This window comes from Mycobacterium sp. MAC_080597_8934 (genome assembly GCF_000523975.1).
GTDB lineage: Bacteria > Actinomycetota > Actinomycetes > Mycobacteriales > Mycobacteriaceae > Mycobacterium > Mycobacterium avium.
In genome coordinates this window covers 1-26,672 of record NZ_JAOS01000024.1, presented here as the reverse complement: position 1 = coordinate 26,672, position 26,672 = coordinate 1, and the positions used below count along the sequence as shown (strand labels likewise).

The following is a 26,672-nucleotide window of genomic DNA, read 5'->3' as shown; positions in this document are numbered from 1 at the left end:
CGATCTCAGCGAGCCGCTCGCCGTAGCGAATGGACGTGAATTGCGACCCGGCATCTGAGTGACATATCAAGTCCTGCAATGTAGTTCCGCGTGACCAACGCGCCATCTCCAACGCGTCGAGAACCATCGAGGTCCGCATGTGCGAAGCCACCCGCCACCCCACGATCATCCGCGAGTGTGCGTCAATGATGAAGCACACGTAGGCCACCCCGGCCCAGGTCGGCACGAATGTCAGGTCGGTCACCCAGAGCTGGTTCGGGGCAGCCGCGGCGAAGTTGCGGTGCACCAAGTCCGGGTGCCGCGCCGCGGCTGGGTCAGCTTTGGTGGTCCGCACCCGTTTGCCGCGCCGGACCCCCTCAATGCCTGCGGCCCGCATCAGCCGGGCCACCTGATCGCGACCGACGTCATGACCATCGCGACGAGCCGTTTTCCAGAGTTTGCGGGCCCCATAGACGCAGTAGTTGTCTTTCCAGAGCTGGCACAACGCCGGCCCGAGGACGGCGTCGCGCAGGGCCCGCGCCGATGGGACCCGGGCTTTGGCGTCGTAGTAGGTGCTCAGGGCCACCTGCAAGCCTGCGCTGCGCAGGACCGTGCAGATGGGCTCGACCCCGAACTCCCCGCGATTGTCGTCGATGAAATCGACTATTTCTTGTGTTGGCGGTCGAGCTCCGCCCCGAAGAAACTTGCCGCTCGCTTCAGAATCTCGTTGGCACGCTTGAGTTCTCGGATCTCCTGTTCGAGTTCCTTCACCTTCTTCGACTCCGAGGTCGTCACCCCAGGAGCCAGGCCTTCGTCGATGTCGACCTGACGGACCCAGGTGCGCACCGATTCCACTCCGTAGCCGAGCTGGCGAGCGACCCGCTGCACTGTGCCCTGCTCGGTGCCCAGCTCCGCGCGCAAGGTGCGGACCATCCGCACCGCGGCGGCCTTCTCCTCGGCACTGTATCGACGTGTCGTCGGCTTCCCGGGCGACTGTTCCTTCGGCATACCTGCATCCTCGTTTCCAAGGTCAGGAGCCTCCGGGATTTCCAGGGCGTTTCAAATGGCCGCCCGGCGCATGTGCGCAGATTCTCAACGGTGGCGATCCCCCACCGCAGCCGCCGCGAGGAAACGAACAAGCCCGAGTCGAGGCTCGACTGCAATGCGTCGAACGTCAGTTGGCCGCACTCTGGGACGCCGTCGCACGCATCGACCCCACCACCCGAGTACGCAATGCCTGCTGACGTTTTCGACGATCAGCGACGAGCCTGGATCGCAGCGCACGCGGGCATCTTCGTCTTCCAGAAGCGCCGCGCCGAACTGCTCGGCAAGCGGCTACGTGCCCGCACCCGCGCGCGCACTGGCGTCCGCCCCGATCCCCACGACGACGACGTCAGGCCAGGAATCCTCTTCCGCAAGGCCGCCGACACCGGTTGGTGGGAAAAAACGATCCTGGCCACCGCCGCAGTCGCCGCGCCCCTCGGCTGGCCACTCGGCCGACTGGTCTACGCGCGCATCACCACGCTGATCCCCGAAAAGCTGCGGGCATACCCGATCCCAGCCATGGTGTGGGCCGCGGTCCTCAGCGGCACACCACTGGTGTTCTTCTATGACCCAGCCCCCTCGATCTGGTCCTCACTGATCATCCCGTGGGTGCTCGCGCAGCTGCCGGCCACCTTCCTCGCCGCCGGCGTCTACGGCGTATTGGAGGGCTGGCTCGCCGTCGACGGCTCCTCGCACTGGTGGCCAATGGCCCCAGCCGCCCAAGAAGTCGACGACCTACTCTTCCTCGGCCCCATGGATCTACCAGTACCGACGCTTCTCGACCCTGAACCGGCCAAACCCGAACCGCCCGCGGTCACCCACCGCCGCACACCACCCAAAATCACCTGGCTGCCCCTGGTGAGCGGCGCAATCCTGGCCGCCCTGGGCGCCCTCTGGTTCGCCTCAACAGTCATCGACGGAGCATTCGGCAGCACTTTCACCACCTTCGTAACAATCCCCGATGGGAGCAGCACCAATGGCACAACTTTCCGCTGAACCCCAGCCCGGCGACCACAATCGCCCTGACCACACCCGCGTACCGAGCGTCGAGCATCGGCCCCTGGCCACAACCGCCGCTGACCCCATTCCGGACGAGAACGTACGCATAGAACACGTCCTGCGCGAACTGACGAAACGACGCCACATCGACGAACGCATACGCGAACACTCATCCGACCGAGGCCTCAGTCTCGACGAGACCCTGTAGCTGCGCTCTCTCGTGACATTGGTTGCGGCCCTGCGCAATCCAGACGTGAAAGACAATGCGATCACATGCGACCACCTGAGGAAGTCGCGCGCATCAGCTATAAGCCTCCCGCCGACCTCTACGTCACCGAAGTGCCGACACGACGCCTCGCCGAGGGCGCGCACCAGGACTGGTGGACAGCCTGGCACACAGGTCGGTGGACGGCCGTCAAGGGCTGGGCGATGCGCGCGGGCGATGGGAACCCAGGTTTGCGGGGCCCTACTGGCAAGAAGGGCGGCGCGGGAAGTTGCATCACCTGTGGCCCCAGTTCCGTCACTCGGTGCGTGGTCACCACGCAAAAAGTGGCTCCTCCCAACGCGTCACGACACGTTGCGAGCGCTGCTGCCGCCTACATTGGCCGCCGTGAACAACTTGAGCATTTTCCTCGTGATCAATGACGGGGACAACACCGACCGCCTGTACTGGTTCGGCCGGCATGACCCTGTCATCAACCTGGCCACGATCTATCCAGAACTGGAACATCAATCTGCGGCGACCTATCCCCAGGCGGGACAACGCATCACAGCGTTTCTTGACGATCCGCAGCAGACCCTGTCCGCGGTCCTGGGCATCGACCCTCATGGCCGTGCGCTGCACCTATTGCGGGCCACGCATCACCGAGACCAACGCCGGCCCCAGGCCGGCAGCCGTCGCCGTCGGCTAGTTGGGTTTATGTGAACCACGCGGCGGTTTGGGCGACGGTGGCAAGCGTGGGTGCTTTCGACGCGAGCTTGGTGCCGATCTTCTCGGCGGCTCGTTGAACGACGTCGCCCGGCCACTGCTCGGGGTTGCGAAGGATCTCGCGGGCCAGCTCGAGGCTGAGCGCCCCGAGCTTGATATCGCTTGCCCATCCGCCGACGGGCAACACGGAGCGGCTGTGTTGGAGCTGCTTGACTTTCACTGTGGTCTGGGCGCCGACAGTGCGGAGCAAAGGCCGCATGTCACCTAATCCTGGCTGCAGCAACGACTCGAAATTGGCTGCCAGCCGCTTATCTGCCCATTCGGTGGTGGCCTCGGTTCCCACCGCTCGGATCAACCACAGTAGCCGCGGACTCGCGTCGACCTGCTGCAGCCGCAACGGCTCGGCAAACACAAGTTCGCGGGACATCGGCGATAGTCTGAATCGTCGGAGCGCATACTGTAGCGCTGCATAGTGTTTGGGTGAAAGACCCGACACTGTCTCGTTGAGGTGTGCTGCCACATGTAGGACAGCTTGCGGCCGCGCGATGCTCAGCGCCGCGAAGATCCAACGCCGTCGGTCTAGGTCAGATCCACACGCGGCCAGCGACTGTTCCCACCAGTCTCGATCTCTGGCGTGGGAGCGAGCGTCATATTCCCACCGGGCCGCAGTAGCCAGCGTTGGCTGCTCGTCTGCTGCGCGATCAGCCAGCGTCTGTAGGTCAGCGTCGACGGGGGCGGTTGAGAGCGCTTGACGCAAAACCCAGCCGTCGCCCCATGTCTGGGCGATCCGCTTCAGCCGGTTGAACCAGTCGTTGGCTGTCAATTCGGTGATCGGCTGGGCTGACAGGTAGTTGGACAACTCGGCCATCTCGTGCAGGACCGCGTCACCGGTGTTGCCTCGCTGACGGATTCGTGTCCGGTGTGCGCCCTGGTACGTGCCATAGGGACGTAGTTGCGCCTTGGCTGCGCCCTCCATCAAGACTGCGACCGAGGTGATTGCGATCGGCGGGATGATTTCGGCCGCGCCGTCGTTGACGTCGGCCTTGCAGAGTTCGATGACCGGCCCGTGGCGGCCGTTGTAGCCGCCCTGGTCGAGAAGGATGGCCAGCCAGGCCGTTTCGGGGTTCAAGGCGGTCACGGTGGCGGCGAGCGTGGCGTTCTCAGCATCGCTGAGGTCGCCTAGGACGCCCAGGTCGGCTGCGGTCTGCAGCCACTCAAGCGTGGGGTCTGACTGCTCCCACCACCACTGATGAAGTTCGCCGGGTGTGCTGTGCCGGCGCAGCAGCTCGGCGATGGCTGATCTGGTCTGCGCCGACGCCTCGTTGACCAAGCGTGCTTTGAGGTGTCGGGCGGCCTGTGATTGCCCGGCCCGCTCGGAGAACTGCAGGTGCGGACCGCTGGCGTCGAGCATGCCGTCCCGGGCCAGCACCACTCCGGGGCCTTCCAGCACGAAGTCCACAACCTCTTGGATGGGTTCATCAGCTTGCCCGACGTAGGTCCGGTCATCGAGGAACTGGGCGGCCATCGCGCGGAGCATCGGATGAAGAGTGAGATCAGTTGTTGCGGCGCTCAACTGACGCAAGTTGTGGCGGATTCCCCGCACTTCTACTTTCGAGAACATCCCGACGAAGAAGCGGCAGACGTTGGACCAGTAGGGCCGTTGCAGCAACGCATCGAGGCAGTCGTCACGCGAATTCCCGACACCTTTAGGGGGAGCGTTCTCGAAAATATAAAGCGCAGTGAAGTATTCGCGTAGCGATTGGACCTCGAACTGGAAGCGGTCGGTTTCTCGTTCGACCAAGCACAGCACGCGAGTGGAGATCGCTGAGAACAACCGCTCGGCGAACTGCTGACCGTACTCCTGGCCTTCAAAATGCTCGCGCAGTAGCTTGCGCAACTCATCGCGCGAGATCGACCCGGCGCTGGCGCCCTCTTCCGCCCTGGTCTGCAGATACCATCCCAGGTAGGCATGTACGCTCACGATGGTGTCGCGCTGGTCGGCAAGCAGCGGTTCTTTCTCCGCGGTCTGCTCGCGATCCAGAAACGTCTTCAAGTACTCCGCGTACAGCTCGGTGCGCTGCTGGGGAAGCAGTTGGCGACGATAAAGAAGATGCAACAGGATCGCGAGTTGCATTGGATAGGACGCTAGTTCACGGATATGCGGGACATGCTGGTTGTCCATAAACGTCGCCTGCAGCTTGTCCGTAGACTCCTCGCTGAGCCCTGCGACGGTCGACCACTTCCTCAGATACTGGATCCGAAGTCCCTGCGAGAGCCTCTGCAAGGTGAATCGTGGGAACTCACCCGAAGACCACAGACGCGACGTCGTCGCGCCTGGCCGCGTCGCGACAACGACGACCAGATCACGTGCGTCGACTTTCAGCCGTGCATGCGTCTCGACGATTTGGTCACTGACCTCGATGCGGTGCTCGATGTTGGCCACCTCGTCGAGTCCATCGAGGGCGATCAGCATCGGTTCGGTCGATACCAATGCGGCCAAATCCTGCAACGAGAATTCATGCCCACCGCTGCCCTTCTTCACCTCGGCAACGATGTATTGCTCGATGCTGCGCCAGCCCTGATCCGCCGCGCGTTTGCCCTTCTTGTTCTTGCTGGTCGGTTCCTTGGTGCTGGCCCACTGGGCATAGCGCCGCAGATCGACCCGGACTGGCACGCGGGTAGTAGACGTCACCGGTGCGAGCTGCTGGTCGGCGCCAGTGTATGAGGTCTTGCTCAACATGCGGGAGCGATGAAACTGGCAAACGTACTGCAGCAGCGTCGACTTTCCTTGGCCAGGCCCACCAATCAGCAAGGCGCTGCCCCGCCAGTCGGGGTGTAACAGCGTCTGGGCGGCGCCAGCCACAACCTTGGGGCCGGCGCCCTCCAATGCCTCCGGGTCGCCGGGGTGCTCAGCGGCAATGCGTTCGATCAGTTCGGCGATGGCCGCGTCGCGTGAACAGGCGAACGGAACGTCGACGAACATGGCGTCGACGCTGGGACCGTGCAAATCCACCTGCTCGAACAGGACTCTGTCATCGATCTCGTACTGGCTGCCGACATAGAGTCGCACGGCCGCGTTGATGCGCTCCTTGCGTTCCTGTTGGTCTTCGTGCCGGCGCTTCATCTTGACCAGCGTCTCGGCGTCGAAGCCATCGCCGTTGTGCGCATCGATCAAGCTGTGATGCGTTGGACACATCAGCATCAAGTTCTCGTACGTGTCGATGGCCGCACTGGGATAGTCCGGGTCGTAACGAGGCCCGCCCGGGCTCCCCGAACGGATGTGAGCCTCTTCCCCGAGCACCACCGGGAATCGTTCACCGGTTTGCGCGTCTACCTCATCGGTCGTCAAGGCCTGCCAGCACGTGGCGAAAGAGCACGTGTTGTGGGCTCGGCTCCACAGCAGCTTGCGCGTCTGCGCGCTGATCGTCACGAGGCCTCGCTGTCGACGTCGAACGGGTAGTCGACTCATCTTCCCAGAAGCCGTGTCGCTGGCTGAGCGGGTTGCCCACGTATTGGCGAACGGTAGTGCTGCGCGTGTTCGGTTCGCCGATCGCGGGGTGACGATCCCGACTCAGTAGAACTTTATGCGTAGTTAATTACGCATTGTGGTACGTATGGAAGTGTGTAACGCACTACGCTGAGGTTATGAAGTTTGATGAGAAGGATCTGGTTACCGCTACTGAGCTCGCGCGCAACGCCTCCCACCTTTTGGCCAACGTCGGCAATGGGCGCCGCTTCGTCATCGTCAATCGCAACTCCCCTACCGCTGCGCTCATCAGCATGGACGACTTGAGACTCCTGGAGTCCCTCACCGAAAATAATCATGCGTCAACAGGATTCGAGCCAGCCGTAGAGGAGGTCGCCGACCCAGTCCAGGCATACCTAGACGCTGTTGGCATCACCGACGTGGCGACGTTCAATGCCCGTGAGACGTGGGCGAACTCGGCCGAGTTAGCACTGCAAATTCCGCTGGGCCTGGCGCCCAACGGAATTCCGGTCACTATCGACTTCACACCTGTCCACGACGGCGGGGACGGCGGCCACGGTCTCATCCAAGGCGTCTGTGGAGCCGGCAAAAGCACCGCGCTGGCCACCACCGTCTTGAGCCTGTGTGCCCGCTACTCCCCCGACCGCGTCAGTTTCGTGCTCGTCAGTCGGTGCCACACCTTCCGCGGGTTCGAAGCCTTGCCACATGTCCAGCGGGTGTTCGATGGCCGCGACACTGCCGTCGTCAACGACCTCGTCGATCACCTCAACGCGATCGTCGCGGAACGGGTCGAACTGATCGCCGACAGCGAGTTGCCCGCCTTCGACCTGGAGAACTCCGGCACATCTGCACCCCTACTGTTCGTGGTCATCGACGATGTGGAGCCCATGCTCGACGGCGCGGCCGGGATAACGCTGCACGGCTGCCTCGACAACCTCTTCCGCGAAGGTCGGGCGCTGCAAATCAATCTCTTGCTGGCAACCCAGCGGACCATTGCCCTGCCAGCGGGTTTCGCCAACATGGTGTCCTACCGTGTCGCATTGGCCACCCGCGATGCGGTCGATTCCCGCATCGCTATCGGCACCGACGCGGCAAAGTTCCTGCCGATAGGCACCGGCGCCGCAATCGTCGCAAAACCCACCGCGCGCCCCAACCTGCCACGGTTCGAATTCTTCAATGTCCAAGCCGCCGGCCCTGACGGGATACCCGTCAGGCAGGCGCTCATCGCCAAAATCGCCGAAACGACCCCCAGCAGCAATTGAGCTTGCCCCGGTATCCAGCGAGGCAGACCTCAGCGGGTGTTCTCGGCCAGGGCCCGTCGATGTCCGGCGTTGAGTAGCCGGTTGACGGTGCTGTGGTGCAGGCCCATGGCCGAGGCGATCTTGCCCGCCCGCTCACCGGAGTGGTGGCGTCGCAGCACTTCTGCCACGACTTCCGGTGGCTGCCTGGTCGCACCGTTGCCCACGATCTCCTGAGCGACAGGCAACAAATCCTTGGGCGCCGCGTCGTCACCGGGCTCATCGAAGTCGAGGAGCTCCAACGGGCTGGCGGGACCGTCGGGGTCATCCCCGTCGGAGAAGTCACCCGATGAAGTACTCGCGACCTCAACGCTTTCTCGCTCGTCGATTTCTTGTTCGTCGGGCTGGTGGTTGAGCGCTTGCAGCACGACTGTGCATTGCGCGATGCACACGTCGACGACCAAGGGCCACAGCCAGGTCAGCCACGGATGAATGCCGCATCGAAGGGCCAAGTCCTTCAAAGAGAAAAACGACAGGGCGAACGCGGCGAGTGCCAGAAACACCGTCATGACAACTGCCGTTGCGTAGATCAGTGATGACCGGCGGTTGGTGCGCACCAGAATCGAGAGACCTTCGGTGGCCACCAGCAGCACCACGGGCGGCACCGTGGCGACCGCTGCTGCGAGTACCCCGGGAACGGAGGTGACTACCAGCTTGGCGTGCGCGGCGTTGGCCGCGATCGACACCAGCGTCGCCGCGATCAGGACCGTCCAGAAGAAGCCACGAGCACGCTTAGGTGAGGCCATGGGATTTCCTTCCTGGAACCCGGTTCTCAGTTGAGGTAGGTCTGTTCGTTACGGAACGCCACCGGCGTGAGCATCGACTCGAACCGTTGTGTGCGAACCCGGACATGGTCGGGCTTGATCTCGATCTCGATATCGGCCCGGCGTCCGCGATCCGGGTGAGAGCCGTGGCGGTCACGCAGCGAGGACCGCGGTCCCGCGACCACCATTGATGACCAGGCACCTGGATACGGGTTGCCTTGCCCGTTGTGCACCACCAGCGTCGGCGGCCACGGCGGCTGCGCTGAGGGGTCCGGGGTGCTCCAGATGTGCGAGCTGGCCGCCGTCATCGTCCACCGACCGGCCGGGTCGTACACCGCAACCCGATCACCCGCTGCGGCTGCCCGTCGAATCAGTTGCCGCACACTGAAATCGTTGTCGGTGTACACCGTGATCTGCGTTGGCGCCGCGGGATCACTCAGCGGCATCAGCAATATGCTATCTCGCCCAACTCCACCGATTGGGATACCGGACGGGCCCACCACGATCGCCCTATCCAAGTCCGCGGTGACCGGTGTGCTGGGCAGCCCGACCAGACGCGCCGCCCCTGGAATCGTTGCTTGCAGTGCTTCCCACTGCCACCCGGTAGCCCGGTTCAGGTACGGAGTCGGCGCGGTCGGCAGCGGTTGGGTCGAGGTGACCCGCACCATCGCCGAGGCGTGCACCTGCCCGTCGATACGGCGCAGCGCCAACACGAGGGTGGTTCGGGTGATCGGGCGCGCGGCGTCGGCAACAAACGACCACACTTCGTCGAGCTTTTCGGCCACGACGTCCTCGGCTGAGAAATAGAAGCTACTCAAGTAGCCGCGGCCGGGTTGGCGCAACTCGGCCCACCCGCACTCAATGGGTGCGGTCCCTGCCGGCACACCGCCCACAGTATCCAATGCCGACTGTTGAATGCCTTGCGCATCAAGGATCTTCACCCGGCAGCCGGACCGTTCGACAGCGACCGCGATGCGCCGTGTGGCAGCCACGATCGCCGCCGCCGTCGTCGAGCGCCACACCAATCCCTCCAGGGACTGCGGATCGTCGACATCCATGCGGATCACCAATGTGTTGGTGCGTTGCCCAGCTGCTGACCGAGCGCCGATTGACTTGTCGTATTGCGCCGCATAGGAGTCACCACTGGTGCGCGAACCGTCGCTGATCACATCAACGTCCACGCCGAGCCCGTAGCGCTGCATTTCATGGCAAATCACTTGGATCGGAACAAGATTAGGCGTGTCGGCGCCCTGGGGCCGCAACCTCGTCGGCATGTGCGCGCGACCCCACACGCTGATCATGGTGATCAAGGTCGTCCCGTCGATGAGCACACCCACGACTCCGTCGCGGTCCTGCACATCGATCGGCACACCCGGTGCCGGCGGATGAAACCACCCGAGAAACTGCGAACTTGAGGTGTCGACGTCCGACATCTCCACGACATCACCGTCGGCGCTATACACCTTGCTGTCGCCCAGGGCGATGACCTGGTGCTCGGTGAACTGGCCGATATCGCCGAAATCGACGCTGGTGGACTCGGCCGGCCCGGGCGCGACGCCCACCTCGGGGAAGGACAGCCCAGCACCTTCGTAGGCCTGACGCCACGGGCCGCCGTCGAGCACCTCGCGCACCGCCTCAGCCAGCGCCCGGGAAGCGACGGTCCGCTCGGAGCCGTCCGGCAGGACCACCGTCTCCTCGCCAGGAGTGACACCGCCCACGACGAGCTGGCGCGGTGCTCGCGCCCGCACGTGTCGCCACGCCCGCTGCAGCCACCGCCACGGCACGGCATCGCCGAAGCGCACCACACACAGCAGCACACCCAGCACCGCTCCGATCGCCAGCCCAGCCCACAACGGCACCAGGTTGGTGGCCACCGTAGCGAACGTGACTGCCGCGGTGATGATTTCAGTAGCCAACACCGACCCGAGAGACACATGCAGTGACACCGGTGACCGCTTCACGACTCCCCCTCCTTGCGGCGACGCCGCACCACCACAGTCCCGATCACCGCGGCGGCCGCTACCACCGACACCAGCCCGCCCCACAACACCGCACGCCCGGGCCGAGGGTCGGCCGGCGGAGGAGCTGCAGGCGGTTCAAACGGCGCCGAGGTCACCAGCGACGGCGGGAAACGATCACCGTCGGGCCCCGACCAGGTCAGCGCCGCGACCGGATCGACCACGCCGTAACCGATGGCGGTATCGCGCCCAGCTGCCGGGGGATGCGCCGTGGCCTGCAGGCGGTGCTTGACCTGATAGGCGCTCAGCCCCGGGAACTGAGCCCGTACCTGGGCAGCTACCGCTGAAACGATCGCTGAGGCAAAAGAACTCCCGCCGATCGGCTTGATCGTATTGGCGCGGGTGTCCACCGAGGCGTTGATGATCTGTCCGTCAGTGGACAACCCCGCAATGGAGGTACCCGGTGCACCGATACCGACCCACGGCCCGTGTAGCGACGCATTCTGACCCGTCAGGGCCACACCGTAGTCGTCGGTGGCCCCGACAGTGAGCACGTAGTCCTGATACCAACCCGGTGTGACAATCGTCTGAACCGAATCCCACCCCAACGGGTCTGAGGTGTTGGCCGGCACCGGATCGGGGTTCTGCGTGCAACCATCCTGGCCCGCGTTGCCCGCCGCGCTGACGATCAACACGTCTTTGGCTTCCACGGCATAGCGCACCGCGGCGCCGATCTCAGTGTCGTCGACCAGGTTTGCCACCGACTGGCACGACACCACCGAGATGTTGATGACCTTCGCCCCAAGGTTGGCCAGATGCACAATTCCAGCGGCCAACGTGTGGACATTGCCGGCCCGTTCGGCCCGCTCGGGATCCTGCTCCATCTTCGGATCAGTCGGGCCGAACTTGCGCGAACTCTGCCGAACCGACACCAGCACCGCATCCGGTGCCCCGCCCACGAAAGAGTCCGGACCGGCCGCCGGTTCATCCAGCGACCACATCCCGGGCCCTGCTACAGGCTGAACACCGGTGTTCCACGCCGGAGCCGCACCATCAGGTGGTGGCGGCTCAGCCGGCGGTGGTGGCGGCGGCGGTGGCGGAGGAGGCGTGGCCGTCGCGGTGACGGTCACTGTCGGAGGAGGCGGCGGCGGAGGCACCGGCACCGGTGCTGGTGCCGCAGGCGGAGGCGCAGCAACCGCCACGCCCACGGGCCGACTCGGCAGCGGCGCTCCCATCGGCGCCGCACCGATCAGACTGGCCACCACGGTGCCGTGCCCGTCACAGTCGGCCAGCCCATCACCGTAGCGACCCATCACATAGTCACCTCCGGCCACCATATGCGGCAGCCGAGGCCCCGGGGTCACACCGGTGTCCAACACACCCACGATGACCCCGGCGCCTGTGGAGATTCGTTGTGCCGCAGGCATATCAAGCAGACGCCACGCGGGCATCAACTCGCGCACATCAGTGCCCGGGATCAACGTGGTCTGGGTGCACTCCTCAACCTGGTGCATCATTTTGCCCGGGTCAGGTTCACCGTCGGCCGGCGGCGGGCCAGGCGGTACAACTGGCGCCTCGATCGCGGTGGCCACAGCCGGTGTCGCGGCCATTGTGACGACCGCCATCACGGCCGCAAAACGCAAAAGCCTTGTCGAAGTGGTCATCTCAGTGCCTCATATGCCGCAGGAACGACCAGGCATTCCACAGCCACAGCATCCACGGGAACGTCAGCACCACCGTCAGCAGCAGCTGCAGGCCCATGACCGCGCGCCGCAGCGGCGCCTTGACGGCCGCACCGGGCAGCCACAACCCTGCCCACACGACGACGCCAGCCAGCACCACGACCAGGCCCGCGCATCCCAGGGTCACAGGCAATGACGCCGGAGTCACCGATCCTGCGTAGCGACCCACAACCATCGCCAGCCCAACCACCGAACCCACTGTCAGCGACACTGACTGGACCCGGTCGATCATCGATCGTGACCACAGAAGGACCACCACGCAAATGCCGACCGCGAACACGGTGTGACGCCACGAACCGGGCTGACCCGGGATCACCACCCACCGGCACCCAGCCACCAACAACAACGACGCGGCCAGGCTCACACCTGTCATCGTCAGCGTCGCACGTCGCGCCCAGCGCGCTACCAACTGCCCGGTGATCACTATGCCCGACGGGATCGGGCTGACCGACTTGCGGGGCCGATTCGGAAGGCGCTCAAACACCCGGCGTGATCGCATCGAGGGAAAGGACGGCTGTGGGGCGCCCGAAGACGCACTCCCGATGTTGGCTGCCCAGATCGCGAGCACCACAACCACAGTCAGTGTCGCTGCAGCGATGCGTTCCGGTGGCACATGAAGCCATGCCCGCACGACTGCCGCCGGTAGGGCGACCAGTCCGAGCGTAAGGAAAAACGCCACTGCGGCCGGATAACGATCCCCACTAAACACCGACAACACCACGACGCCGAGCACCAGCGCTCCGGCCGCTGCGGCGACATGCCACCCGCCCGGTGTGCCCGGCACACCCATGGCCGCAGCCGCCGCGGCGGTTCCCACCGCTGACCACGACAGCGGGGCTACCACTCGGCGACGGTTCTCACTCGGTGAGCCCGACGCAATCCACGCGGCCCCCACCAGAATCGCCGTCATTCCCGCGCACGACGCGGCCGGAATCCACGATCCGGTATCCCACCACAGCTTGGACAGAATCAGCACCGTCCATCCGACCAAAGCGACCAGCAACACGCTGGTCATCCGACGGGTCACTTCCGGATCAACAACGCGAAACTGTTCCTGCGCTGAACGCGCGATGGCTGTGCTCACCCGCTCCACCACCCGCGAGTGACGTTCGGTGGCCTCCAGCGGCAACAGCCACAGCGTGTGCCCGTCGTACACCTCGCACTGATCGAGAGTCTTGTCCAGCTCCAACGCGCGACCGCCAGCGTCACACAGCACGTAGGTCGTCTTCGGGTCCAACCGCGGCAGGCGCCGGCGCTTCAACTCACGCTCGACCTCATCCTTGAGGTCTTCGACGACAGCAATCAGCTTCTGGGTCGAGGGCAACGCAAAATCGATCTCCGTACCGTCGGGCTCCCCCTCGCCTGCAGAGCTGTTGGCGTCCCCGACAAACACCGCCACCCGGGTGCGACGAATCTCGATGATCTCGTCGCTGGGCACCGAGCTCGGCGCACTCACCGCGAACCACCTGCGGCCGTGCCGAATCCGCTCGCCGTGGCCGCAGCGATCTTCATCAGAACCCGCCGGGTGCGCGGCGCCAGCAGCTCGAATTCCAGCACACCGGCCTCGGCGATGTGCGGGTCATACGGCAACTCGAAAATCCGATCCTCGGGCACACGCTTGACGAACTCGGCCTTCATCTCCTCCACCTGCCGCAGAGTGCGTCTACGGTCTTTGCGCCCGTCGAAAGCCCGAATGTGATTGATGACAATCACCATGTTCGGCTCCAAGCGCTTATAACCGGCCGCTTCCAGCCACTCCAAAGCAATATTGGCCCCTGCCAACCCATCTGGAATCGCCGAGGCAACCATGATGAGCGAATCAGCACCGTCGAGAACGGCCTTCATGACCTGATGGCGAAAATCGACCCCGGTGTCGGTGAACAGCAGGTTGTACAACTTCTGCAGCCGCACATGGGCGTCGGTGTACGTCGCGGCATCCAGGTCCGTGTGCCCACCGACCCGCGCCGGTCCGGCCAACACATCCAACCCCGTTTCCAGGTTCTGGCCCGTATAGTTGCGCAGCTCTGAATTGCGCTTAATCTCCTGCTCCGCCAGCACATCTGCGAACGTCGAGGATGCTTCGGGGGCGATACGGTCAGGAAGATTGGCCGCCTGGGCCGGATCGGCGTCGGCAGCCAGCACCGGATCTTTCTTCCGGATCTGCGCGAACACCGTGGCCACCGCCGACGTCACCACCGTCTTGCCGCAACCACCTTTGCCGCCAGTCACCACAATCGAATGCGGGCCCGAAAGCGGCGCCTTGATGGCGGTGGTCAGCAGCCGCACCTCGATCTCATCGCGCGACTCACCAACATTGATCGTCTCAAAGCTGGCTTTGTACAACCACTTCCGCCAGCCCCGCTTCGACGGCCGCTTCCGCGCACGATGCAGGTCATTGGCCGAACGCTGACTGCGCGCCACCACCGCCGTGCCGGCCGGCGCCGAGTTGTGCGCCGGCGTGGGCGTCGGCGCGGCCTGCCACGTCGGCGGCTGGGGCGCAGCCTGGCCATACTGCGGGTAGTGAGCCTGGGCGTGCGGCTGGTAGCCGCCCTGGGGGAACTGCCCAGGGGCTTCGGCGACTCTGCGTGGGGGTCGCGGCGAGGCGGGAGCCCCACCGGGGTCCAAGACACCCACCGCCGGTGGTGGTGGTGCACGATGAGCCGACTCCGGCCGCGCCACGGCGATCGGCCCGGTGTCGGGGCCGTCGTCCCGGGCATCACGTCCGGGGACATCCTGTCCCAACGAGTGCTGCGGCGCCGTCGGGCCGGGCCGAGACTCGCGGCCTTCACTGCCGTCCGTGCTGGTGTCCTCAGTTACCGCTGAATGTGCGCCGTTGCCCTGTTGGGTCGATGGCGGCGAGTATTGCTGCGGGTCGACCACAGGTCGCTGAATGTTGATCGATGTCGGCTCGTCGTAGCCGCCGAGCTGCTCGAGAAACTCATTCTCATGATTGGTGCTCACACGCCCCCCTTGTGAATCGGCTCAGAAGGGCTGTAAACCCCTCGACCAGCCGCTTTTTCGCTCATATCGCCGACCTTAACAACGCGTTTTTCCTAGTGCCCACCACCAACCGGCGCCATTTTCTGGACCAACACAAATCCCACCCCACGCACACGGCGAACTCCACGCATCGGTGCGGCTACAGCAAATCCGCGCGATGGGCGAATATGCCCATCGCGCGGGAAAAAGGGAGAGAAATGATAGGCGCTGGATAATGTTGTGTGAGTCAACGCACGACGTGTGCAGCGCTACGCGCCGAGCTGGCGTTCACGGCGGTGAGCCAACCAATCCTGCCCCGCCGGCAGGGAGGCGCACATGGTTGCCACACCCTCAGAAATCCAGCGCGGGCTGCCAGGCAGCAGTGTCATCCACCGCTGGCCATCAGGGCTTTCGGAGTCCGTCTTGAGAACCCGACCCTCGAGTGTGTCGGTGATGGTGAGCACGTGTGCAGCGTGATCGATGCTCTCGCGCGAGAACTGCTTGGCGCTCACGGTGATCTGGGCGGCAGACATATCAGCACTGGCCTGCACGATGCGGGCCTGCGCTGCGGACAACCCCCAAGCACGCAACTCGCTGGCCAGGTCGATCGACGGGTTCCGCTGCCAGCGCAGCAGCACCTGTTCGAGCGTGCCAGCACGCAAGTTGATGGCGTCGAACTGGGCTCGGGATGCGTGGGTGCCGACGATGTCGTTGACCACCGACGCAGGATCGCAGCCGCCCAGGTCGGTGATGACCACTTCGTCTATCTCGTCGAGCTGGTCGACGTCGTGAGCCGTCCCCCCGTTGCCCGAAACTGAGTCGGCGCCTTCGGCGGCCAGGCTCTCGGGGTCGTGAGCCTGGTGAGGCTGCCAGACCCGCGCAGCGCTGACCCACTGCCCGTCGCGGCAGCACAAAACGGCCACCCTGCGCGGTCCGAACCGGGCGTTCCACGCCATCAGCGCCTCGTAAGCCAGGATAGGTTCCTCCATCGGATCCACTCCCGGATCAAAAACCGGTGGCGGGCCAGAGAGCTGATCCAACTGGCGGGTGGGCCGTTTGATGGTGACAGTGATCTGAACGTCGGGACGCCCCAAGGTCCACATCCAGCGGTCCACGTCGACGTCGAGAGTGCGGCCCGAGCAGATGCCTTGGTCTTGCAGGATCTGCAGTCCCGGATGGCCGGGCAATACCCGTTCGACGGCACCGATCGGACGAATCCTCAACGCCTCGGGCAGGCGGGAAACGCCAGCGAGCGCGGCTGTTAACCACAATCCTTCAGATGTGGTCGACAGCCGCGCTCCCGTGGTGTGGCTCAAATCGCCTGGAATCCCGCGTTCACCGCACCGTCGGTGGTGTGCGCGTTCTCCGATGCCCGGTTGATCGCCTGGCCGTGACGGTTGATGGTCTGGAACACCGTGTCGAACGCGGCGTCGATCTGGCGGTGCAGATCGTCGAGGCCACCGAAGCCCATACCGGTCCAGTCCTGGCGAATCCCTTCGATTTGGGAATGGGCCTGGCGGCGCTGCTCTTGCATGTGAGAGACCAGCCCGGTCTGAGAGGTGACGTGGTCACCCATCATGGCCCTGTCGTAGCGCATTGCTTCCATGGGTACTCAAATCCTTTCTCGGGTCGCTGCTGCAACCCAGCGGTCAAAGGTCAGACAGCGGTGGTGGGCACCGATGACAGAGCCGAAGCGTTGTCCTGGTTGACCTGGGTGTACTGCGCGACACCCTTGCGCATCTGATCGATCGTCGCCTGGAAACGGTTGTGCACCTGTGTTCCCGTGTGTGCAACATCGGTGGAGGTGTTCACCGACATCAACGCCGCGATCCCGCTGAACCCGGTCCCGTTGAGGTTCTGGTTCATCGTCACGTACTTGCTCAGGCTGGCCACGACATCGTTGCCGATGGCCTCCAGCGAAGATGCGGCCTGCAGGACTCTGCCTGGGTCGACGTTCAAAGTCATCGCACTAAATCCCTTTTCTCTCAAGCGGTTTCGCTGTATATGACATTCTCATGTGTGCTGTTGCTCGCGTCCCCGCGGCTCTAAACCCCCTGCCCAGACGCGAATACGACACCAGTGTCGGTGAACACCGGCATGCCATCACCGAGGCCGTCCATCACGACCTGCTTGTCGGCCTCGGAAAGTTCCCGCGAACCACTGCCCTGGCCTCCTCGCGCAGCTGCTGCCGCCGGCGCCATGCCGCCATACATTCCCGGCGCTCCGGCCGCCGAGGCGCCACGGGCAACGGTGGTGGTCTCGCTGGCACCGGCAACCGGCACCTTGTCACCCTGACCCCACCAATTGCCCGGCAGCCCAACCGTTCCGGCCATCGGACCGCCGGCAGTCGGCTTGGTCAGTGCAGCGTTGATCGCTCCTACCCCGCCCCCGGCGGCGAAACCACCATTGCCGCCGCCGATGCCGGGGGCAGCAGAAGGACCGGCACTCAAGGCGTTCACCGCGGGGCTGTTCAAGCCCGACCCGCCCAACACCGCCGGGTTGATCAAAGAGCTGCCCAAAGACCCGACTTGACCCACGCCGGAGAACATTTGACCGCCCTGCCCCAGGCTGCTGGTCGCTGACTGGATGGCCTGCGTCGGGGCCTGCATCACTGATCCAGACATGGCTTGAGCGGCAGACAACATGTCCGCGTCGGCCGGCGGCGCCTGGGCCGGAGTGGCACCAGGCTGAGCACCGGTTCCCGGCGCGGTCGTCCCTGAACCCGGACTCTGAGCCGCGGCCGGGGCCTGCCCAGCCAGCGCCGACGTGGTACCGGCAACCGCAGAGGTCGTAGTGCCGACCGTCTGCGCTGCGGCCGCCATCCCTTCGCTGAGACCGGCGCCGAGTGCATGCGCTGCGGTGGTTGCCCCCTGAATGCCCACCGCCAGCATGCCAGCGGCAACCCCACCGGGGTTGGCTCCCATCGGGGACGGAGTCAGTGGCACCTGCATCGCCGTGACCAGCGGCATCGCCTCCACCTCGTAGCCGGTAGAGGCCGCAGCGTTCTGCCCCCAAAACCCCGTGTACTCGGCTTCCGTCTCGGCGATCGGAATCGTGTTGATCCCCAAAAAGTTCGTCGACTCCAACACCGCATCGCGCACCCGGTTGGCGATACACACCGAATAGTGCGTCGACCCAGCCACCGCCCCGGTGTACGCCGCAGTCATCCCGCCGATCATCCCGGCTGCCTTCTCCGCGTGCGCAGCGGCCAGCGCGTTATAGGCCGCCAGCGGGGTTGACGTCGTGACCATGCCCGTACCACCGGCACCTTGCCAAGACGGAGCGGTCGCCGCGGTCGTCACCATCTGCTGAATGGACTGCTCAGCATGCGTGGTGCCCACCGCCTGATAGGCCGCGATCTCGGGTGCATGAGCGGCCGGACCCGCTCCCGAGGACAACCGGAAAGAATTCACTTCCGGGGGCAGCGCCCAAAAGTCAGCAATCACCAGCGCGGCCCGCCACTACAGCGCCAGCTCGGCTGCGCTCAGTCCGTTAAACACCCCGTACACCACACCGGATGTACCGACCTGCGCCGCGAACGCGGCGCGCTGGGCGGCACCCAGCCCGGCCTCGGTCAGGAAATTCGCCGAGTGCGCAGCGATCGCGGCCCGAATCGCCACCGACACCTCGTCGATACCCATCGTGGCCGGATTAGCCAGCGCTGGGGCTGCTCCGGTCAGCATTCCTGTCTGCACCGCGGTCCCCGCGGCTTCGCTGGCCGATTGCGCGGCCAACATGACCGGATCAACATCCATCATTCCCATGAGATCGGCCCCTCCCGACTCGTGTAGTGATTACTCAAATTGAGGCTATAGCCCGAGCAAATGCAGCGCCAACCACTGACGCAAATATGTCTCACAATTCCTCACTATGTGTCGACCGCTGCGTACCACGCCAGCGTGGCGGTGTCCCAACCGGATCGGGCAAGGCCACCTGGGCGGGCGCCGCGACATCTCGTGTGGCGTACACACCGCGACCCGCCGGCTGATCAGCGGCGAACTGTTTGCCCAGGATGAGGCCTTCCGTGCGTGCACCCGACATCACCAAAACCGGCGTCTGCTTAGCCTTGAGCGCCCGAATCAACGGCGTGTATTCGGCCTTCGGCCACTCCTCGATCCGACGCGCCACGATCACATGCAATCCGACCTCCTCGGCACGCGACAGATACGCTGCGACGTTCGCCAGGGCAAATGGCCTGCCCGACCAGCTCGCCTCCGAATGCCACGCCTCCAAGATGTCCTCGTTATCGACAATCACGAAGATCTCCGGCCCGCTCCAGCGCCGGATCCCCGAGGCGATCTCCTCCTGGGTGGCATCATCAGGACGCAACCGCGGATGCATCACCTCACGCAAGTGCGCATCAACATCCATGATCTGGTCTTCGCGCTGAACGTAGCCGCTGAGCATCCTGCCCGTCGGCACCCGCGGAGCTCCCTCCCCGGCGAACTCGCGTACTTCGTACTGACCGAGGTACTCGTCAGGCACATATTGCACCAGCGCGTTGTCGGTGCTGATCACATAGATCTTGGCCTCATCAGGCCGATAGACATCCATGATGCCCTGCGCGAGAGTAGCCAAACCGGCGGTCTTTCCGCAGTCTGCGGTGCCCGCCAACGCCAGGTGCGGATGCTTGGAGAAGTCAGCCACCGCAGCGCTCAGTCCGATCTCTGACAATCCGAACGGGATCACCCCCTGCCGAACCTCGCCCTCCAGCTCAATATAACGCTGCCACATCTGCGTGCGAGACAGCTCTTTTGGCAGCATCCGCACGGTGGCCGCACGCGGCCCGGCGACGCGGGTGATCATCGCGGCGGCATCGGGATGAGCTGCGTCGACCCGTTGGCCATTGACCGTCAGCCACGGTCGTCCCGTCTGGAAGTGGTGGCCGAACATCGTGCGCCCGCGCCCGACGATTCGTGTCGCGGCGGTCTGCTCGCCGCTGAGCTGCTGCTCCACGGCGTTGTCGTCACTGATGACTTCTTGCACGCCGTAGGGCACCGATTTGGCGACGTTGGGATTCGGATTGTGGTTGAGCTCGTCGGTGTCGGGCAGCTTCAGCTCGACGTTGGCCGAAAACAGCGTCGCCAACGTCGGTGTTGCCTTGCCCGCAATGTAGCCGTCGGTGGAGATGATCAGATGTACCCCGTGCGCGGGGCCTTTGGCGCCAATAGCCTCGATGTCGGCCAGCAGGCCCTCCCCCGGTCGGGCAGTGAGCTGCTGGTAGCGCTCACGAAACGCCGTGAACCCGTCGATCACCAGGAACACGTCGCCGCCGAAGTTGTCCTGGGGCACCGGCAGTTCCTTACCGCGGTCCTCGCCGAACTTGCGCTCGCGGAACTTGGCGATGTCGATCCCCATCCGCTGGAAGTCGGCCTCACGCTGCTCGATCAACGTCAACATTTCGGCCACCGAGCGCCGCACCCGCTCCTCCTGATCACCGCGAGCAAACGACACGACATGTGGTAAGTCCTTGATGGCGTTGATATCCGTACCGGACATCGCGACTACGGCGAACTGAACGCGTTTTGGGGTGTAGGTCAATGCCGCCGACAGGATCATCGTCGTCACCGCTGTGGTGCGCCCCGAGGTTCCGCGGCCAGGCACTAAGCAGTTGGCGTCGGTGACATTCGGCGCGTACACCCGCTGGACATGCTCGAACGGCCGATCATCCAACCCCACCGCGAACAGCAGCGGCATCCGATCTGCGGACCCATAGTCCTCATACCAGGGCCGGTTCCGCAGGCGGCGCACCAGCTCATCCGATGGCAACGCCTCCAGAGGCGGGCACCAAATCGCGTGAGGGACAAACGCCGAGCCTTCCTGATTACGTCGAATCGACTGCTGATAGGCCTCGATCTGCTTCAACGGTCGGCCATCAGCTCCAAGCAACTGCGGTGCCGGCGCCACAATCTCTGCCGCCGCCGCCTTCTGCGCAGGGTCGGGCACCGGTAACGGATCCATGGTCAGCGCCGTGAACATCTTCGGCGGCACATAGCCGAGTTCCTGCTTGACCATGGCTGCGGTCTGAACCTGCTCCGGTGCGGTGTATTCCTTTGACACATATGCCGCCTGGAATCGCGTCAGCCGTGACGAGCCGATGACCTTCAGGAAGCCGGCACCCGCCGCGCCTTGAGGAAGATGCTTGGCATCCGGGGTGCCGATGATCTCGCGCGAGTCATTTTCGTCGAGCACCCGCAAGGCCGCGCGGATCGGGACGTTCTTCATCGCGCCCTGGCCAGAACCCAGCTCGTGGCCAAGATACTGCGACCACATGATCAAGCTCATGCCCAAACCGCGGCCCTGGCGAGTGATGAAGTCTGCGAGCTCCCTGGCCTCCTGGCCCTTGTCGGCGAACCACTGGGTGAACTCGTCAATGATGATGTACAGCCAGGGCAGCGGCTCCAGGTTCTCGCCACGGTGGATTCGCCATGATTCGTACTCCGAGACATCCTTGGCCCCCGCCGCGTCCAACCGGCGCTTGCGTCGGTCAGCTTCGCCTTTTAGCCCCTCGGTCATCCGGTCCATCAACACATCGCCGCGCAGATCGGTCACCGCCGCCACGACCTGCACGAAATCGCGGATCGCCGCCGCCGTCGTCGAACCCTTGAAATCGAAAAACGCGACGTTGAGTAGTTCCGGTGGATGCGTCAAGCACATGCTGGTGACCAGGGTCTTGAGGAACTCCGACTTGCCAGAGCCCGTGAATCCGATCCCCACCATGTGGTTGCCCATACCCTTGTACTGGGTTTCCTTGAAATCCAGTGCCACAACCTCGCCGAATTCATCAACCGCGAACGGGAAGCGGCCCCAGTCCGGCGACCACGGCGTCGACTCCGTCGGCGGCCCCGACCGCACCTTGGCGTACAAGCCATCCAAGTCCGCGGCCAGCGCATCGCCCGCGCCCGTCAGCGTTCCCAAATCCGGCGACGCCGTCACCCCCTCAGCACCCACATCGGCCACCGCCACCGCCCGCGACACATCCGCACTGTGGCGGGCCATCTTCCGGGCAATCATCCGTGCCGCAGCTTCATCCAGATAATCGGGCTTGACCACCGCCTTACCCGCTACATCTGTTACCTGCGACTCGGTTACGAAATGCGTTGCCCTATCGGTGAACTCCAGGCCACTGCCCCGCCGCGTCGCCAACCGCATGAACGTCACACCCGCGACGCCGCCACGTTTCGGCCGCGTCAGATCGTCCCACTCCGATCCGACCCGCTCCTGATCACAGATCACCACCATGTGCGGCACCGGCGCCGGCCCAGAACCATGCTCGCTGCGCTCGTGAATACTTCTGCCGATCGCTGATTCCAGATCCAGCGTCGACGTCCACACCATCCGGGCCGAACCACCGGTGTCGGCCCGCGACAAGTCCGGATGCTGGTTATGCGGCAACCATTTCAGCCAATCCCACCGCCGCGCATCATCAGTCAGGACCATCACTTGCAGGGTGCGGGGCGGATGAAACACCGCCGCTTGCAACAGCATCGACCGCACCAGCCCATATACCGGCTCCATCCCCTCGGAACCGATGAAACCGATCCCGGCGAAGGCACGCAGTGAAATCGGCCGCGGAATCCCCGCAACCGTCTGCTGATAGATGTCGAAGTCGCGTTCAGCCTCGAACGTCGCGGGCTCGTACTCGGCGGGCTCACCCTGATCCTCTGAGGTGAACTCCACGGCTAGCTGCTGGCGGCCCACACCCATACGCACCCAGCCGAACGCCATGGCCGTCAACTGCTGGGCCGACGGCTCAACGGGCTGACCCTCGACCTGCCCCGTAACCGGCGGCGTTGCCGAGGGTTCGCGCTCCCACATCCGCGTTGACCCCACCAGGCCACGTAGCAGCGCTGGCTCAGGGTGGAAATGTTGTGCTTGCTCGAACTGGGCCTGCGCGGTTTCCTGCGCCTCATCCCCCAGATCATCGAGAGCGTTGAAGTAATCCTTACGCGCGGCGTCCAGCTCGGAGCTGCTCATGGGGCGCTCGCCGCCACCTTGCATCCGCCCGCCGGCCACCATGCCGATCATCGATGCCATCAGCATGATGGGGAACAAGATTGACATGATTCCCGTTGGGCCTGAACGCATCCCGGGCTGCGTCACGATCAGTGCAATCATGCCCAGGACGACCAGCACCACGACGATGATCAGAATTTTCTGCCACCCGGGCATCGGCAGCCTGACTGGATTCACCAGCCGCTGCGGTAGCGACTTCTTCCCACCCGGCACCGTCGGCGGCTTATCCAGCTCACCCGGACGAAACGGAACAGTCCCCATTTGATTTAGCCCCCTGCCTGACCAGCTGAACCTGGAAGTGCGACCGCGGCGCCGGGTGCCCCGCCGTGAGCCGTCAACGCCGCAGCGCGTGACAGCTCCGGACCCGCTGGCCACACCTGCAACATTGACCACGGCGCCAGCCGGGCCTGCTGCAACTTCAATCCGAGCCCCTGCATCCCGTTGTTATCACCGAACGGCACCCCATAGCGGATGCCCGTAACATCTATCAGCCACAACGTCTGCCGCGCCGGTGAGTCCGGTGCTGAGCCCGTCGTGGACACGAACGTCGCCGGCTCCTCAGCAAACACCACCTGATCTGCCTGTACCCCGCGGTTACCGCCGCCGACCAGCGGTGTCGCGGCCCGGGCCTGCTCGACAGTGACCGGCAAGATCCGCGACGCCAACAACTTCAACCGGCCCTGCCGGTCATCGATGCCGCGCTCCCACGCCGAGCACGTCACCGTCAAATCACGACTATCGACGATCTGCAGCGGCGACTCCGGATAGAAATCGACATCCAGCACATGCCGCGTCGGCACCTTGGCCAGCCGATCCGGAGCCACCCTCGGTGCAGTCGCCATACCGAAGGTGTCACGCTGGCGCAGCATCTCAGCCACCACCGGTGAAATCGCCTGCACCCCGTCACCGGTCACCACGTAGAAGTGATCCTTCGAGGTCGCCATATCCCGCGTCACCACGACCGCCCCGTTCACCAACGGCAACCCCAGATTCACCGGCGCCGGGGTGCCAGCATCCGGAACGACAGGCACCACCAGGCGCCCACCAGCCGGGATCGCGTCGTACAAGGCCCGCGACATCTGCACCACCGGCCGCCCCGGCTCAATGCCCAGTGGCCCCGCCACCGCACGATCCGACAGATCGATCGGCATCCGCACACCACCGGTCACCACATACGACTGATTTTCGAACGACATCAGCACCGCATGTCCAGAATCGAGGTCCACCGCACTGTCACCAGGTGTCAACACACCGTTGATCCCGGTCACCACCGGCAGCCCAGCCAACGTCGGCGACGCACTGTCACACACCGCCCACCGCGACGTCTCCGGCGACAGCGCCACCGGCGTGGCCACCGGCGCACCGGCGATCCCCACCGTCGGGCCCTTCGGCATCTTCGCGATCTCACCGTCACCGACCGTCGCAGCCTGATCCGGGCTGCCCGCGATCAACTGCGCCGACACCAGATTCAGCGCCGGATACAGGCGCCCATCGCCCAAATTGACATAGATCGCGTGCCGGCTATCGGCCACGACCTTCGTCTGACCGACCTGACCATCCGGACGCCACCAGCCCACCGCGGTGAACCCCAAAGCCAGAACCACAGCCACCGCCAGCGACGTCCACACGGCCAGCTTCGGGTTTCTCTCCCACTCCACATCCATCGCCACAGATCGACGTAACAAACCATGCGCGAGCCGCCTCCGCAGAAACCAATAAGCAGAGGCTTGAGCTTTCGACGCCAAATTCACCGGCATAGATCGAACCGTAACCGCAAAGAGGCACCCACACCCACCATCACTTTCACCCGACTTTTATCAGGCTAGTGCGCACGTAGGCTGTGGATGTTTGCGAGGACCCGACTTTTATCAGGCTAGTGCGCACGTAGGCTGTGGATGTTTGCGAGGATTTCGGCGAGGTCGGGTGGTGGCGGTTCAGCAGCGGTCAGGGTGTGCTTGCCGGCTTGGATAGTGACGGTACGGTAGCGGCGTGCGGTGCGAACGAATTTCTTAATGCTCCAACCGGTTTGGTGCTCGATCCAGTGCGATACCGCCATCGCGGCGAAGACAACGCTGAGGTGGGCTTCGATGGAGTCGCGGGTGCGGTGATAGATCGGGCGGGCTTGCAGGTCGTGCTTGGACATCCGGAACGCCTTTTCAATGCGCCACAACTGGTGATACGCCTCGATGACGAAAGTGGCCGGTTGGCTCACCAGGTTGGTGGTGTATCCCTTCCACCCGGCCAACGCCCGGGCCTTGGCCTCCAGTGTGCGATTCACGCTCTTGGTAGCCCCGGTGAGCTGGATGTAGCGGTTACGTTTGACCGGGGCATGCCCGTCAACAGCACGTTCGGCCTTGGCCACCTGCTCATCGATCCCCCGCAGCGTGCGCCGGGCCCGGTCATGGCGGTACTGGTAGTGGATGATCCGGTCCGGGATGCCGCGGGTTTTCTCGCCGCTGGTTGATGGCCAGGGCTGGGTGAGCACCAGGCCGTCGGGGATCGCCTCATCGGAGTGCTTGTCGCGCCACTCGCGCACCACATCAGGTAAAAACGGAATCCTCGCGCCGAGAATGTAGGACAGCCCTGCCGCGTGCAGGGCGACCTGGTTGGCTTCCGAGATCATCCCGGCATCAGCGACGACCGTGACGTCGGTGAGTTGGTGAGCGGCCTTGAACGCGTTGATCACCGGCAGCATGGTCGCGGTCTCTGCCTTATTGCCCTCAAAGGCCGCCACCGTCAACGGGAACCCGCCAGCATCGGTCAACAACCCCAGGGTGATCTGCGGGTCCAACCGTCTTTCCTTGGAGAATCCGGGCTCCCGGAACCCATCACCAGCATCGGTCTCGAAGTGCAGCGTCGACACGTCATAGAGCACCAGACTGGCCGGACCCAATTGCGCGTGGGCAGCGCATGCGGTCGAAAGCGCTTGCCGGAAAGCGGGTTTGGCGAACACCGGCAGACGGCGGTTCAGCGTCGGATACGACACCGGGACGACCCCAGTCTCCTCGACGACCCGAAGTGAATCGGCCTTGCTGGTCGGTTCGATGATCCGGGCCAACACCAACTGACGAAACGCCTCATCCCCATCGGCGACGTTGGCGAACCCGACCTTGTCATAAGCAGCGCACAATGCTTCCCACAGCAGCGCCGACTTCGAGGACGTGATCGGCAACGGCTCGGCCGCCGAACGTTCGGCCAAGCCAAGGTCGAGTTGCGCTTGGCCGGCGGCCAGTCGCTGCGCCGCGGCAGCCTTCAAAGCGGCCACCCGGCCTCGTCATGCGCCGAACCCAGATGCTCGATCCGGCGTGACCCGCGCCGCGAGGACCACACGACCTGCACAGCCATCGCCCCGAGGATGTCTTCACCGTGCGCACATAGGCCACGCAGGCACCCTACGGCCCACCGGCTAGTGCACAAATCCGCACCAGGCCACAACCGAAGACACAGGTCACAGCCCTACACAACCGCCGGATCGCCG

At 64.5% G+C, this 26,672-nt stretch carries 16 protein-coding genes, 2 pseudogenes and 1 other annotated feature; of the genes and pseudogenes, 3 read left to right on the top strand and 15 right to left on the bottom strand.

The window, feature by feature from the left end:
• Nucleotides 1-987 (bottom strand): annotated as a pseudogene (locus NF20_RS26350) (IS3 family transposase); the annotation flags it as partial.
• Nucleotides 557-688 (bottom strand) — a sequence feature (AL1L pseudoknot). (Overlaps the previous pseudogene by 132 nt.)
• A 225-nt stretch (nucleotides 988-1,212) precedes the next feature.
• Between NF20_RS26350 and NF20_RS14460 the strand changes: the two are divergent.
• Both NF20_RS14460 and NF20_RS14455 read left to right on the top strand, forming a co-directional pair.
• Nucleotides 1,213-2,019, top strand: coding sequence for a hypothetical protein (locus NF20_RS14460; protein ID WP_033711763.1), 807 nt, complete (start codon nucleotides 1,213-1,215; stop codon nucleotides 2,017-2,019).
• Nucleotides 2,020-2,632: 613 nt separating this feature from the next.
• Nucleotides 2,633-2,947: a hypothetical protein gene (locus tag NF20_RS14455; RefSeq protein WP_033717317.1), complete on the top strand. Its 315-nt coding sequence runs from the start codon at nucleotides 2,633-2,635 to the stop codon at nucleotides 2,945-2,947.
• On the opposite strand, the gene NF20_RS25690 is transcribed toward NF20_RS14455, so the two are convergent.
• Nucleotides 2,940-6,380 (bottom strand): HNH endonuclease, encoded by a 3,441-nt coding sequence (locus NF20_RS25690; protein ID WP_050593700.1) that lies wholly within the window; start codon nucleotides 6,378-6,380, stop codon nucleotides 2,940-2,942. The two genes, NF20_RS14455 and NF20_RS25690, sit on opposite strands and share 8 nt — an antisense overlap.
• 215 nt (nucleotides 6,381-6,595) lie before the next feature.
• Between NF20_RS25690 and NF20_RS14445 the strand changes: the two genes are divergently transcribed.
• On the top strand, nucleotides 6,596-7,699 hold the full coding sequence (locus tag NF20_RS14445) for a type II toxin-antitoxin system prevent-host-death family antitoxin (RefSeq protein WP_081759516.1): 1,104 nt from the start codon (nucleotides 6,596-6,598) through the stop codon (nucleotides 7,697-7,699).
• A gap of 29 nt (nucleotides 7,700-7,728) precedes the next feature.
• On the opposite strand, the gene NF20_RS25685 is transcribed toward NF20_RS14445, so the two are convergent.
• From NF20_RS25685 to NF20_RS14380, 13 genes and pseudogenes are all read right to left on the bottom strand, one after another.
• Nucleotides 7,729-8,421, bottom strand: a complete 693-nt coding sequence (locus NF20_RS25685) for a DUF2637 domain-containing protein (protein ID WP_050593701.1) — start codon at nucleotides 8,419-8,421, stop codon at nucleotides 7,729-7,731.
• 86 nt (nucleotides 8,422-8,507) lie between these two features.
• Nucleotides 8,508-10,373 carry a type VII secretion protein EccE gene (gene eccE / locus NF20_RS14435; RefSeq protein WP_033711768.1) on the bottom strand — a complete coding sequence of 622 codons (1,866 nt, stop codon included), beginning with the start codon at nucleotides 10,371-10,373 and terminating at the stop codon, nucleotides 8,508-8,510.
• An 83-nt stretch (nucleotides 10,374-10,456) separates the two neighbouring features.
• Nucleotides 10,457-11,458, bottom strand: a complete 1,002-nt coding sequence (locus NF20_RS14430; protein ID WP_179944052.1) for a S8 family serine peptidase — start codon at nucleotides 11,456-11,458, stop codon at nucleotides 10,457-10,459.
• A gap of 664 nt (nucleotides 11,459-12,122) precedes the next feature.
• Nucleotides 12,123-13,655 carry a type VII secretion integral membrane protein EccD gene (eccD, locus tag NF20_RS14425; RefSeq protein ID WP_033711771.1) on the bottom strand — a complete coding sequence of 511 codons (1,533 nt, stop codon included), beginning with the start codon at nucleotides 13,653-13,655 and terminating at the stop codon, nucleotides 12,123-12,125.
• On the bottom strand, nucleotides 13,652-15,160 hold the full coding sequence (locus NF20_RS27225) for a MinD/ParA family ATP-binding protein (protein WP_155947443.1): 1,509 nt from the start codon (nucleotides 15,158-15,160) through the stop codon (nucleotides 13,652-13,654). The genes eccD and NF20_RS27225 overlap by 4 nt, the downstream gene beginning before the upstream one ends.
• A gap of 287 nt (nucleotides 15,161-15,447) precedes the next feature.
• On the bottom strand, nucleotides 15,448-16,494 hold the full coding sequence (locus tag NF20_RS14415; protein WP_033711773.1) for an ESX secretion-associated protein EspG: 1,047 nt from the start codon (nucleotides 16,492-16,494) through the stop codon (nucleotides 15,448-15,450).
• Nucleotides 16,491-16,784 (bottom strand): WXG100 family type VII secretion target, encoded by a 294-nt coding sequence (locus tag NF20_RS27680; RefSeq protein WP_132935534.1) that lies wholly within the window; start codon nucleotides 16,782-16,784, stop codon nucleotides 16,491-16,493. The genes NF20_RS14415 and NF20_RS27680 overlap by 4 nt, the downstream gene beginning before the upstream one ends.
• A 50-nt stretch (nucleotides 16,785-16,834) precedes the next feature.
• Entirely contained in the window at nucleotides 16,835-17,143 is a 309-nt protein-coding gene (locus NF20_RS14405) for a hypothetical protein (RefSeq protein WP_033711776.1), read from the bottom strand.
• Between the two features lie 80 nt (nucleotides 17,144-17,223).
• A complete protein-coding gene (locus tag NF20_RS14400) occupies nucleotides 17,224-18,624 on the bottom strand; it encodes a PPE domain-containing protein (protein ID WP_079628296.1) in 1,401 nt (466 codons plus the stop codon).
• 15 nt (nucleotides 18,625-18,639) lie between these two features.
• On the bottom strand, nucleotides 18,640-18,933 hold the full coding sequence (locus tag NF20_RS14395) for a PE domain-containing protein (RefSeq protein ID WP_255343259.1): 294 nt from the start codon (nucleotides 18,931-18,933) through the stop codon (nucleotides 18,640-18,642).
• A 100-nt stretch (nucleotides 18,934-19,033) separates the two neighbouring features.
• Nucleotides 19,034-23,455 (bottom strand): type VII secretion protein EccCa, encoded by a 4,422-nt coding sequence (gene eccCa, locus NF20_RS14390; RefSeq protein WP_081759513.1) that lies wholly within the window; start codon nucleotides 23,453-23,455, stop codon nucleotides 19,034-19,036.
• Nucleotides 23,456-23,460: 5 nt separating this feature from the next.
• Entirely contained in the window at nucleotides 23,461-24,951 is a 1,491-nt protein-coding gene (gene eccB, locus NF20_RS14385; protein WP_033711782.1) for a type VII secretion protein EccB, read from the bottom strand.
• A gap of 116 nt (nucleotides 24,952-25,067) precedes the next feature.
• Nucleotides 25,068-26,533: pseudogene (locus NF20_RS14380) on the bottom strand (IS1634 family transposase).
• Nucleotides 26,534-26,672: the final 139 nt, after the last annotated feature.